The following is an 11814-nucleotide window of genomic DNA, read 5'->3' as shown; positions in this document are numbered from 1 at the left end:
CGTCGAGCAGCGACACGGCCTCATGGGTTTCCCTGCGCAGGTGCTGTCCCAGCCCGCTGAGAAAGGGCATCACATGCCGGCCGCGCTCATCCTGGGTGAGGAAGGTGGCGAGGTCGTTGCGGCGCTCCTCGAGCAGGGTGGCCAGGTGGCTGACGTCCTCCACCTGGAGGCTCACCAGCCGCTCCTTGGCCAGCATGGCCGAGGTGTGGACGCTGTTGAGCACGTTGCCCACGTTGTGCAGCACGCTGGTGGCGACCTCGGCCCGGCCCGCCTGCCGTGCCACCTGCACCAGTTGCCGGTGGACGTCCTTGAGCTCCTGGGTGCGCTCGTCCACCCGCTGCTCCAGCCCCTCGTTGGCCTGTCGCAGGGCCTCCTCGCGCCGCTGGACCTCGTCGGCCATGAGGCGGAAGGCCTGGGCCAGCTGTCCCAGCTCGTCCTGACGCCGGTTGTCCAGCTCGACCTTGAAGTCCCCAGCGGCGATCCGGTCGGTGGCGTGGGTGAAGGCCAGCAGCGGGCGGGAGATCTGCTGCCGCAGCACGAATAACATGATGGCCAGCTCCAGCATCAGCGACGCCAGGCCAAACACCAGGACGTAGCGTGCCGCATCGAGAGCGGGCGCGGTGATGGCGCTGTCGGGGAGCACCGTGACGAAGTTCCAGCCCGGGCCCTTCAGCCGCGTCGTGGCGAGGTATTCGCCGTGCTCCGCCAGCTCCATCACGGTCTGTTCGGACGTGCGTCCAATCACCCGCTCGAAGAGCTCCCGCAGGTGGGCCCGCAGCTCCGGCGAGCCGAGCTGTGTGGAGCCTCCGGACAGCTTGGCCTCGCGGATGTTGTAGGCGACGGTGCCTTCCAGCTTCAGCTTGGGATGGGTGATGAGCTCGCCATCGTCGCGGAAGATGACGTTGTACGCGCCGGGCAGGTGGCCGCTGGCGGTGCGGTCCATCAGCTCGTCCAGGAGGACGTCATGGTGGAGGGTGGCGACATGGCGGCCGTCCATGTCCAGCGGGGTGGAGGCCGTGACCATCCAGAGTTTCGAGACCGACTCCTCGAAGGCACCGGTCCAGGCCGTCCGCCGCTGGGGGTTTTTCTGGGGGAGGCTGATGGTGAAGTAGTCGTCTGAGAGGAGCGGAAGGGTGGGCTTGGCGTCCTGACACCAGGTGGGGCGCTCCGGCCAGAAGAGCACGATGACTCCCTCCGGCAGAGTGACGTAGGTGTCCTTGAAGCGGGTCAGCAGGAGCGGCCCGTTCTGGATGAGCACGTCGTACGAGGCCACGACCCGCCGGCGGAAATCCCCCTCGAGGGACACTCCGGGGAGCACGAAGACGCCCGGCATCTTCGTGCCATCGAAGCCCTCGGGACGGTTGCGGATCGTCCCATCGGAAAGCTGGACGAACAGGCGCTCGAAGCGCGCGCTCACCTCTTCCTCGCTCAAGGCCTGGATGCGCTCCTGGAGGGCCTTCTTGAGCAGGGCATGGTTGTCCTCCGCCAACACGAAGATGGACTCCTCGCGTTGGCCGCGCTCGACGACCGACCGCTGCAGCTGAACGAGGGACTGGTCGCGCAGGGTCTTGAACAAGTGCAGGTAGCTGAAGAGAGTGCCCAGGGCAATGACCACCGCGATGCGTATCCCCATCTGGAGGAGCGTCGCGCGGGCCAGGGAGCGCCGAGGGCGGGAAGGAGTCGAGGTCGACATGAAATGGAGCACGCCCAACGGGTTGGAGCGTGGATCCATGCACGGACCCACCCGAAACGCCAAGGGGGGGGTTCAGCCCGCCAGGACGCTCAAGCTACCGCGCTGGAAAACGCTCCGGCATGGGCGGCGGGGGCCACTGGCAGCAGGAGGCGGAAGGTAGCGCCCTGGCCCGGCTGGCTCTCCACGGAGAGCTCGCCGCCGAACCCGGAGATGAGGCCGTGGCAGATGAACAGGCCCAGCCCGGTGCCCACGCCTGGCGGCTTGGTGGTGAAGAAGGGCTCGAAGATGCGGCCCAGGTGCTCGGAGGCGATGCCTCGGCCATTGTCCTGGACCTCCACCCACACCCGGCCATCCTCATGGAGGCCCGTGGCCACGCGGATGCGGGGCTCGGCGGGCCCGTTCGCCACCGCATGCAGGGCATTGATGAGCAGGTTGAGGAAGACCTGTCCCAGCCCATGCTCGTCGGCGAGGATGGGCGGCACCGGGCACAGCTCCCGCTCGACCCGCAGCCCCGGCACCTGGGCAAGGTTCGCCATGGCGAGGGCATCCTCCAGCACCGTGTCCAGAGCCACCGGCGCGGCGGGGAAGCTCCTGCCGCGGGAGAAAGCCCGCACGTCCTGCACCAGCCGCTGGATGCGCTCGCAGCCATGGAGCGCATCGTGGCAGGACTCCTGGAGCTCCTCCACGTCCCCCACGGGCTGTGTGGCGGCCAGCGCCTTCAGCTCCCCCTGGACATGGTGGAGGTTGGCCATGATGAAGCTCAGGGGGTTGTTGACCTCATGCGCCAGGCCGACGGCGAGTCGCCCCAGCGCCTCCAGCTTCTGGGCCCGGGCGAGCTGGAGCTCCAGCCGCATGCGCTCCTCCGTCTCCTGCCGCAGCCGGGCGTTGGCCTGCTCCAGCTCCGTCAGCCGTCTGCGATCCCGCCGCAGCAGCTCCCACTTCTCGGCGAGCGCGTGGGCCATCTGGCGCACCTCCATGCTCTTGAAGGGCTTGTGGAGGATGAGCAACCGTTGGCTGATGCCCAGCCGCTGCACCACGTCCTCCCAGGAATAGTCCGTGTACGCCGAGCAGAGGACGACCTGGAGGTCCGGGTCCTCTCGCCAGAGGCGCTCGGTGGTCTCCACGCCGTCCATCCCCGGCGGCATGCGGACGTCGACGAAGGCCAGGGCGTACGGCCGCCCCTCCTTCCGCGCGGCGCCCACGCGCTGGAGACCCTCTTCTCCCTGGAAGGCGGAGTCCACCTCGAAGCAATACCCCTTGGGCCGGGGCGGGTACGTGCCGAAGAGCGAGGCCCTCAACTCCGAGAGCGACGCATCGCTCTCCTCGGCGGCGAGCAGCCGGCGGAAGTCCTGGTGAAGCGAAGGAGTGTCATCGATGACCAGGACACGCGGCGCGGGCACGGATGCGGGCACGTATACGGAGCTCATGGTTTGCGTCTTCCCCCCACCGACGAGCGCCCTTCCGAGTCTCTTGTTTCCTTTCAAACGCTGCACGCACCAGGCGAGTCACGGTGCGGGCAGGTGAATGAGAGGCGCGGTTCAAGGGCGCTGTTCGACTTCACCCATATCAAATTTGTTAGCCCATGAGTAAAGGTACGGCCCTGGCGGACGTAGGGCCCGGTACGCATTGCGCGTTTGTCGACAATTGGGAGACGCCAGGTCTCCTAGAGCACGTCCTGGAGGCTGCGGGCCATGACCCAGCCGTCATGGTAGACGACGCCCCGCTGCGCGACGGTGTCGCTGCGGTAGAGGCCCACCTTCAGGTAGTTGAGCATCCCGGGGAACATGGTGGCGATGGAGCGCTTGGGCAGGACGAGCTGGCCGTTGTGGTACAGCTCGACGAAGCCGACGCGCGCATCGGGCGACCACTTCACGTGGAAGATGAAGTCCTGCCACTGCCCGCGCACCAGCGGGGCCTTCCACACGATGACACCCGGGTCTCCGCCGATGTTCAGGCGGACCTCCTCGCCATACACGTAGAACTCCACCGGCGGCGAGCCGCTGCCGCCCTCGTGGTGCCACTGGGCGAAGAGCTGCCACGTCTTCGCGCTCGGGAAGTCCGAGGCGAACATCGTGTTGAAGCGGTAGTAGTACTCCGAGCCCACCGCCTCCCGCGTCATCCGCACCAGCTCGTTGCGGTTGCCACTGGAGTTGATGGGGTCATCGCCCTGATAGACGGTGGCCTTGAGGGCATAACGGCCCTGGCGCACCGGCGAGGGAACCACCTGCAGGCGGTCCGCGCTCACCATCTGCGTGCGGGTCCACTGCGAGTGGTTCCCCGTCTCGAAGTCGCCGCGCCACACCACGCTGGAGCCCGCCACGGCCGCCGCGCACGGGCGGGTCTCGGCGATGCTGGCCCAGTCATTCAGGTTGTTGCCATTGACGGTGACGCGCAGGTAGCGCGCGGTGCGGGCCGCGAAGGAGTAGGTCTCCGCCTCCGTCGTCGTGCCACTGCTCCTGCCGGAGTAGACCGTCGTGTAGGTCGTCCCATCCGAGGAGACGTCCAGGACGAAGTTGCTGGCGCGCTGATTGCCCTGGTGCCAGGCGATGGCCGCGCCCGAGACGGATTGGGTCGAGCCCAGGTCGTAGCGGATCCACGAGCCCTTGCCGAGGTTGCTCCAGCGCGTGTCGAGCCGATCATCGATCGTGTTGGCCGGGAGGTTGCCGTCATTTCCCGAGGCCGTCACCACGGAGGGGGTGAGGGCGGAGCAGTTCTGCACGGTCAGCCCGTCGGTCGCTGTCTGGAACGTCTCGGGTAGGCCTTCGGTGGTCTCGGTATCGGGGGCGCCGCAGCCGGCACCGACGAGGACGAGCAACGCTTCAGCCAACAGAAGGGTTTTCTTCACGTGGGACTCTCGAGATGAATGGAAGACAGACAGGGACAGGCCACTCCGCGTGACGCGGGGGCGGGGGAGGATGAGGGGTTTTCGGGTACAGCCCTCCCGTTGCGCCAATCAGGGCTCATCGCCCTGGCGCTCGGAGAGGCCAGACGTGGGTGGGGCTCGTGAACTCCTGCTCAATGACAACGCGAGGCAGCCGTTGTCAGACGGGATGGGAGCATCCGCGAAAAATATTTTGTACTCAACACAGGCGCCCGATGCCCGGTCGTTGAGAGAGCAACCGGGCGAGGCCTGGGCGCGCGGGTGTCGCGCTCACGGAAGGCCGCGGAGGAACTCCGTGAGGCGGGTGGCCATGGCCGCGTGGGTCGTGGCCGAGGGGTGCCAGTCCTCCCCGTAGGGCTCGCGCTGTCGCTCGAAGGCGAGGTAGTGCACGCGGGCATCCCCCCGGTCGTTGAAGCCCTTCACCACCGAGGACACCCAGCTCTGGAGGAGGGTCCATTGGTTCTGCCCCGGGGGGTACGAGTCGCTCAGCATGGGGCCCACGGCGCAGATGATCCTCGCTCGCGGGTAGTAGCTCCGGAGCTGGGCGACGAAGTCCGTATAGGCGGCCTGGAACCGGGTGGCGTCCGGCGTCCCCGGGGCGAAGTCATTCGTGCCCAGGTTGAGCACCACGATGTCGGGGGTGTAGCGCGTGAAGTCCCAGCGCGGCGCGGCCTGGTCGGGCAGGACGCGGTCGTAGATCTGCGGGAGCGTGTTCGTCGTGCTCCCGGTGTTGTTGCGATACATCCCTCGGCCCGAATAGCAGACCGTCATCGCCTCGGCGCCCAGGTTGCGCGCGGTGAGCGAGCCGTAGGCCCGGGTGATGTTCTCGTTGACGGAGTGGAAGCCCGTCGTCGGATTCTGGGACTCCAGGAGGGACACCTCGTTGCCGTAACCGCAGGTGATGGAGTCTCCAATGAACTCCAGCCGCGGGGCCGGCCGGGCCGGCGGAGCCAGGAGCTGCCCGTGGATCCGGAAGCCTTGCAGCTCGCTCCGGCCGACATAGCTCTCCGTCAGCTTGATGAGCTCGACGGTGTGCTCGCCCGGTGGGAGGTTCCGACCCAGCTCATACACGGTCTGGCTCGCGCGGACCGCGAGCTTCACCGGCGACTGGCCATCGAGGGTGAGCTGGTAGTGGTTGGTCGTCTGCTCGTTCCCCGTGCCGTGGTCCTTCAGCAGCAACTCGATCGCATCCCCCTTGAACCGGAGTTTGATGGAGACCCCGGGATGGGAGAACACGGCGGACGCCGACGAGACCTCCACGCGCCCGGTGTATTGCAGACGCGAATCCGTGGGAGGGACCGTCACCCAGGTGGGCTCGGTGGGCGTCTCCTCGGTGGGCATCTCTTCGCTCGGCGTCTCTTGCGGGGGGGTCTGCTGTGGTTCGGGGTGGCCGCATGCGACGAGGACCGAGAGGGCACCTGCGAGAAGCACGAAGCGGCTGGGCATGTTTCCTCCGTCAGGACATGGGAGTCGAGGCTCGCGCGGAGATGGCCTCCGGGGAGGGCTGGCGGATGTCCCAGGCGAGCCCGAGCCGCGCCAACAGGCGGATGAGGAGGCCGCCCAGGTCCACCTGCCACCAGCGGAAGTCGACGCGGGCCGAGCCGGGGAAGGCATGGTGGTTGTTGTGCCAGCCCGCGCCGAGCGTCAGCACCGCCATCACCACGTTGTTGCGGCTGTAATCCCGGCTGCCCAGGGGGCGCACGCCGACGGTGTGCCCCACCGAGTTGATGGCGAAGGAGATCTGCTGGACGAGGTAGTAGCGGACGAAGCCACCCCAGACGAGCCCGCGCAGCGCGCCCTCCCACGACAGCGTGGCGAGGCCGCCGACCAGGGTGGGCAGCACGAAGCCGAGCAGCACCCAGGTGCCATAGCGCTGGTTGAGGCGCACGAGCGGCCCATCGCGCAGGAGGTCGGGGAGGGTGCGCGCGAAGCGGTGCACCTGGTCCTCCTCCTTGGAGGCCAGGAGGTCCGCTGGCGACTCGAGGTGTCGGTCCAGGAGGCGGCCGAAGCGCGGGATGGCCGGCACGTCGAGGTACCAGAGGAACTGGGCCCAGAACCACCCGCGGAACTTGTCCCACGCGCCGTTGCGGCCGAGCACCGGCGAGTGCAGGTCCCCCGGCTGGTCGGTGTGGGCGTGGTGCACGCGGTGGACGGCGCTCCACAGCAGGGCCGAGCCCTGTCCCGCCATCGAGCCGAGGATGAGGAGGAGGGCACGCAGGGGGCGCGTCGTCTCGAAGGTGCGGTGCGCGAAGTAGCGGTGCAGGCCCACCTCCACGCCCGTCATGGTGAGTAGGTACATCCCCACCAGCAGGCCGGCATTCAACGCACTGACGCCCTCGCGCAGGAAGAGCCACACCCCGGCGCCGAAGCCGAGCAGCGGCACGCCTTGGATGACGAAGAGCACCAGGGCCCGTCGGGCCCCGCTCAGGGTCTCGGGCGTCTCGGTGGATGCGGGGAGGTGGAGCCCGAGCGGGTCGGGCGTGGGGGGCGTCTGTGCGGGAGCGGGGAGGGTGGACAACGGAGGCTCTTGGCTGAGGCGGGGGTGCCCATCATCGCCGAGCCCTCGTGTCGAATCCAAGCGGCGCGCCGTCACAGCGGGATGACGTGTCAGGCGTGCATCAGACCCTCACCCGCGGTGCCTGTCGTCTACGTGTCGGAGCGCGTGGCACGCTCCCGCCATTCTGGGGCTGGTAGCATCGAGGCCATGTCTGGACTCCTCATGAGACGGTGGGCCGTGGCGGGGCTGGGATGCGCCTGGGTGGTCGTGCTGTCCGGGTGCGCGCTCCTCCGGAGGGAGGATCCCCAGCGACCGCTCGTCGACAAGATACGGCCCGCGGCGCTGGGCTCGTTCGGCTCGGGAGAGACGGAGCGTGTTCCTCCTCCCGAGACCGAGGTGTGTACCGTTGCGACAGCCCGCCAGTGCTACGAGCGGGGCATGGCCTTCGCGTCCGGCAGGGGCGTCCAGAAGGACCCCATCCAGGCGGTGTCGCTGCTCTCCAAGGCGTGCAACGGGCATGTGAGGGAGGCCTGCGAGACGCTGTCCCTGCGGTTGAAGAAGCCCGAGCGCCTCGGTTCTCGTCCCCCGCGCTCCGGCGCCACGAAGCCCGTGCCTTTCGAGAAGCAGGAGGTCATCAAGCTCCACTGCCGGCTGGTGGAGCCCGGGGTGCCGCGCAACTGCCAGGTGGTGGTGCCCGTGATGGGCGCGAGCCGGCGGGAGCGGATCCTCTCAGCCGTCTCCTCCTTCCGCTACAAGCTCCCCACCTTCGATGGAGAAGCATTCGAGTCGGACTACCTCATTACGTTCGACATTGAACCTGAGTGAAGAGAACGCTTCGAGGGCGTGACGTTTCCATGGAGCGTCACACGTGGCCCATGTTCGGATTGCGCCTCCAGGTTTTGACTCGACGACCCGGGGAGTCCGCGTGGGCATTTTCAAGCATGAGACGGGCGCCCGTTGGATCGTCGCGCTGTGCGCTTGGGTTTCCACCGTGGGCTGCGCCACGCCAGCTGTGGCGACACACCCGGGCCAGGCGGAACAACCTCCAGATGTCATCAACTACGTCCTTGTCATCAAAGGCCCCCAGGGGGTTGATACCGCGCATGTCTGGCTACGCAGTACAGAGTTTGATTGGCCGGAGCCTGACGACTCGGAAGTGGGCACCGGGCTTGTGGGCTCTGTCGAGTTCGCTTCACAAAGTCAGCGCGACTGTGCTCAAGAGCAGATCGATTGTTTCAGGCGCTGCTGGAAGCGAAAACCACCCTACCCCCGTAGCTACAAGAAATACGACCACAATCAGTATTGCAGGGAGAAATGCCTGAAGGAGTACATGACATGCTTGGAAACAACCGGCCAGAAAGCAATGGCGTTTCCTAGCATCCATAACGCTGTCGAGTGGGTGAAACGCCATCGAAGAGAGATTGCTGTCGGAAGCGTCGTATTCGCTGCGGGCTTTGCTTTTGTTGTGGTTTCAGTGGCCGGAGGTTTGTTGGTCCTGGCCCCGATTGCCGTATTTTAGTGGGTAGCCGCATGAGCACCGATCCGTCGGACATGTCCAAGAAATTCGACATGGAGAGCACTCTCGGTGTGCTCGAGAAACTGGCGCACGAAGAGGCGCGTACACCCGAGGACGTCAAGGCCATCAGGTCCGCGGCCGAGGCAATCCATTTCATTCATGTCCAAGGCAAGCTGGAGGACTTCCAGGACTATCTCCGGGATGTCGAAGGCGCCGCAGAACGGTCGTTGCGCGCCGAGCAGTCCTTTCAGAACATGTCCGAGGCCATCAATTGGTTACACACGCAGTCGGAGCCCCGCTTCGGCACCATTGTGGAGGTCGCGGGCAACCCGTTTTGGGTGGTGCGTCAGCGCAAGGAAACGTGGTTCTTGATTCCCGCGCCCAGACTTCCCTCCGTAGAAGAGCTCGAGCGGGATTCGTAGCTCAGCGGCGTCCGTCCGGTGGCTGTCACCCTTCCCGGGGCGAGCGTGTCCGGGCGGACGGATGTGTCCTGCTCGTCCACACAAGGTTTTGACCCGCCTGCCACGGTGGGCGCCAATCCGGCGCGAGATATGCGCCAAGGAGACCCCGCATGACACGGTTGCTCCCTGTCCTCATCCTGCTCGCCGCCGGGCTCGCCCGGGCCGACGAGGGGATGTGGACCTTCAATAACTTCCCCTCCGAGCTGGTGAAGGCCCGGTACGGCTTCGCGCCCAGCCCGGAATGGCTGCGGAAGGTCCGGCTCTCCTCCGCCCGGATCGCTGGCGGCTGCTCGGCCAGCTTCGTGTCTCCCACCGGGCTGGTGATGACCAACCACCACTGCGTGCGCGAGTGCGTGCAGCAGCTCTCCACTTCACAGAACGACCACATCGTGAAGGGCTTCTACGCGTCCACCGCGCAGCAGGAGCGGCAGTGCCCGGCGATGGAGATCAACAGGCTGGTGGAGATCTCCGACGTCACCGAGCAGGTGACGAAGGCCACGCAGGGCAAGGAGGGCGCGGCCTTCCGAGAGGCGCAGCGGGCGGAGCTCGCCCGGTTGGAGAAGGGGTGCGCTACCGCGCCCGACGTCCGCTGTGACGTGGTGTCGCTGTACCAGGGCGGCATGTACAACCTCTACAAGTACCAGCGCTTCCAGGACGTGCGGCTGGTGTTCGCTCCCGAGGAGGCCATCGCCTTCTTCGGCGGGGACCCGGACAACTTCGAGTTCCCCCGCTACGCCTACGACGTGTCCTTCGTGCGCGTGTACCAGGACGGCAAGCCGGCCAAGGTGGACGACTACCTCCGCTGGTCGGCCAGGGGGGCGCAGGCCGGCGAACTCACCTTCGTGTCCGGGCACCCGGGTGGCACCTCGCGCCTGCTGACGCAGGCCCAGCTCCTCTATCAACGCGACTACGCCCTGCCCGAGCGCCTCTTCTACCTGGCGCAGCTCCGCGGGTTGCTCGACGAGTTCCAGCAGCGCGGCCCCGAGCTCACCCGCATCTCCAACAACCTCAAGTTCGGCGTGGAGAACGCCTACAAGGCGCTGGTGGGCCAGCGCGAGGCGCTGGTGGACCGGGACTTCTTCGCCAAGAAGGTGGCCGAGGAGCAGAAGCTGCGCGACTGGGTGAAGGCGGACCCCGAGCGCCAGAAGCGCTACGGCCAGGCGTGGGACAACATCGCGAAGTCCACGGACACCCTGCGGGACCTGCGCATCCGGCTGCGGCTGCTGGAGCAGAGCGCCGGGACGGGCTCGGACCTCTTCGGCTACGCGCGTCTACTCGCACGCTCGGCCGAGGAGCTGCCCAAGCCCAACGAGCAGCGGCTGGAGGAGTACGCCGAGGCGCGCAAGCCGGAGCTGGAGCAGCAGCTCTTCAGCCCGGCGCCCGTCTACCCCCCACTGGAGCAGGCCCTGCTCACCTTCTACCTGACGAAGCTGCGCGAGCAGCTCGGGCCGGATGATCCGGTGGTGAAGAAGGTGCTGGGCAAGCAGTCCCCGCAGGCGCTCGCGCGCAAGCTGGTGGCGGGCTCGAAGCTGGCCAGCCCCCAGGTCCGCCAGCAGCTCTACCAGGGCGGCCCGGCCGCCATCCGCGGCGCGAAGGACCCGATGCTGGAGCTCATCCGCTCCTTGGAGGACGAGGCGCGGGCCGTCCGCAAGCGCTACGAGGAGGAGGTGGAGTCCGTCGTCGACAAGAACGGCGAGCTCATCGCCCGTGCCCGCTTCGAGGCCTACGGCACCAGCACCTACCCGGATGCCACCTTCACGCTCCGGCTGTCCTTCGGACAGGTGAAGGGCTATTCGGAGGAGGGGAAGACGGTCGAGCCCTTCACCTTCATCTCCGGCCTCTACGAGCGCGCCACCGGGGAGGACCCTTTCCGCCTGCCTCCAAGCTGGCTGAAGGCGAAGCCCCACCTGGAGCTCCAGACGCCATTCAACTTCGTGAGCTCCAACGACATCATCGGCGGCAACTCGGGCTCTCCCCTCTTCAACAAGGAAGCGGAGATCGTCGGCATCGTCTTCGATGGCAACATCCAGTCCCTGGGCGGCGAGTACGGCTTCGATGAGGCCGTCAACCGCACCGTCTCCGTACACAGCCAGGGCATCCTGGAGGGCCTCCGGAAGGTCTACGACGCCCGCCGGTTGCTGGAGGAGCTGGGGCAGGGTGGGGGCGGGTAGGACAACTCCCGCGAAAATCTGCTCATTTCCAGGCAGTATGTCCGCGTGTCGGCGTCGTTAAGACGTCCGCGGGCGTCACGCCCAGGGAGGTTTTGGATGCGAGTGGCCATCTTCATTCCGGTTCTCCTGTTGGGGGGGCTGGTGGGGTGCGCCTCGCGACAGGGCGCCCTCCGGGTGGAGCGGCAGGACGAGGCCGTCTACGAGCACCCCCTGGAAGAGGTCTGGCCCGCGGTGCAGGCCTGGTTCCAGGAGGGCGGGTACAGGTACCGGGAGGACGCGCCCGGCTTCGTGTTGCAGACGGAGTGGCGCGAGGAGTTCGCCGGTTCGAAGGTCGCCGGCTACTGGCACCGCTACACCGTCATCGGCAAGCGGGAGGCCCCGGCGCGCTCCTCGGTGTGGGTCATCCGCTCCAGCCGCAGCCCCGAGGGGTCCCCCCTCCATGACGCGAAGCAGCCGGACTGGTCGGCGAGCCGCTTGCCGGGTCCTGGCAATGACGGACTGCCGGGGGGCGGCATCCGCCCGGAGGAGTACGACGTGCGCACGCCCACCGGCGAGCAGCCGCTGCGCTTCGTCCCCGACGAGTCCGTGGGCAGCA

Annotated in this window: 9 protein-coding genes and 1 pseudogene; 5 read left to right on the top strand and 5 right to left on the bottom strand. The window is 67.3% G+C overall.

Features of this window, described 5'->3' with window-relative positions; genetic code table 11:
* From VF697_RS39040 to VF697_RS39020, 5 genes are all read right to left on the bottom strand, one after another.
* On the bottom strand, nucleotides 1–1732 hold a 1732-nt coding region (locus VF697_RS39040; protein ID WP_331103197.1), incomplete at its 3' end, for a HAMP domain-containing protein.
* 50 nt (nucleotides 1733–1782) lie between these two features.
* Nucleotides 1783–3120 (bottom strand): hybrid sensor histidine kinase/response regulator, encoded by a 1338-nt coding sequence (locus VF697_RS39035; protein WP_331103195.1) that lies wholly within the window; start codon nucleotides 3118–3120, stop codon nucleotides 1783–1785.
* Nucleotides 3121–3356: 236 nt separating this feature from the next.
* Nucleotides 3357–4538 (bottom strand): heparin lyase I family protein, encoded by a 1182-nt coding sequence (locus VF697_RS39030; RefSeq protein ID WP_331103193.1) that lies wholly within the window; start codon nucleotides 4536–4538, stop codon nucleotides 3357–3359.
* Between the two features lie 306 nt (nucleotides 4539–4844).
* Nucleotides 4845–5915, bottom strand: a complete 1071-nt coding sequence (locus VF697_RS39025; protein ID WP_331103191.1) for an SGNH/GDSL hydrolase family protein — start codon at nucleotides 5913–5915, stop codon at nucleotides 4845–4847.
* Nucleotides 5916–6030: 115 nt separating this feature from the next.
* On the bottom strand, nucleotides 6031–7092 hold the full coding sequence (locus VF697_RS39020; RefSeq protein ID WP_331103189.1) for an acyl-CoA desaturase: 1062 nt from the start codon (nucleotides 7090–7092) through the stop codon (nucleotides 6031–6033).
* Nucleotides 7093–7293: 201 nt separating this feature from the next.
* Here VF697_RS39020 and VF697_RS39015 point away from each other — a divergent pair, with 201 nt between their 5' ends.
* The 5 genes and pseudogenes from VF697_RS39015 to VF697_RS38995 all read left to right on the top strand — a co-directional run.
* Entirely contained in the window at nucleotides 7294–7896 is a 603-nt protein-coding gene (locus VF697_RS39015) for an SEL1-like repeat protein (protein WP_331103187.1), read from the top strand.
* Between the two features lie 100 nt (nucleotides 7897–7996).
* Nucleotides 7997–8590 carry a hypothetical protein gene (locus tag VF697_RS39010; RefSeq protein ID WP_331103186.1) on the top strand — a complete coding sequence of 198 codons (594 nt, stop codon included), beginning with the start codon at nucleotides 7997–7999 and terminating at the stop codon, nucleotides 8588–8590.
* Nucleotides 8591–8601: 11 nt separating this feature from the next.
* On the top strand, nucleotides 8602–9009 hold the full coding sequence (locus tag VF697_RS39005; protein ID WP_331103184.1) for a hypothetical protein: 408 nt from the start codon (nucleotides 8602–8604) through the stop codon (nucleotides 9007–9009).
* 149 nt (nucleotides 9010–9158) lie between these two features.
* Nucleotides 9159–11219: a S46 family peptidase gene (locus VF697_RS39000; RefSeq protein ID WP_331103182.1), complete on the top strand. Its 2061-nt coding sequence runs from the start codon at nucleotides 9159–9161 to the stop codon at nucleotides 11217–11219.
* Between the two features lie 96 nt (nucleotides 11220–11315).
* Nucleotides 11316–11814 (top strand): annotated as a pseudogene (locus tag VF697_RS38995) (hypothetical protein); the annotation flags it as partial.

This window comes from Archangium sp. (assembly GCF_036388035.1).
In the GTDB taxonomy this organism is placed as follows: Bacteria; Myxococcota; Myxococcia; order Myxococcales; family Myxococcaceae; genus Archangium.
Note: the sequence above shows the minus strand (reverse complement) of the source record. Positions and strands in the feature narration are given on the sequence as shown.

What these genes read in the sequence shown, in the direction of transcription:
- VF697_RS39035 (WP_331103195.1), bottom strand. Translation starts at nt 3,120, where the DNA reads ATGAGCTCCGTATACGTGCCCGCATCCGTGCCCGCGCCGCGTGTCCTG.
- VF697_RS39025 (WP_331103191.1), bottom strand. Translation starts at nt 5,915, where the DNA reads ATGCCCACCGAGGAGACGCCCACCGAGCCCACCTGGGTGACGGTCCCT.
- VF697_RS39015 (WP_331103187.1), top strand. Translation starts at nt 7,294, where the DNA reads ATGAGACGGTGGGCCGTGGCGGGGCTGGGATGCGCCTGGGTGGTCGTG.
- VF697_RS39005 (WP_331103184.1), top strand. Translation starts at nt 8,602, where the DNA reads ATGAGCACCGATCCGTCGGACATGTCCAAGAAATTCGACATGGAGAGC.
- VF697_RS39000 (WP_331103182.1), top strand. Translation starts at nt 9,159, where the DNA reads ATGACACGGTTGCTCCCTGTCCTCATCCTGCTCGCCGCCGGGCTCGCC.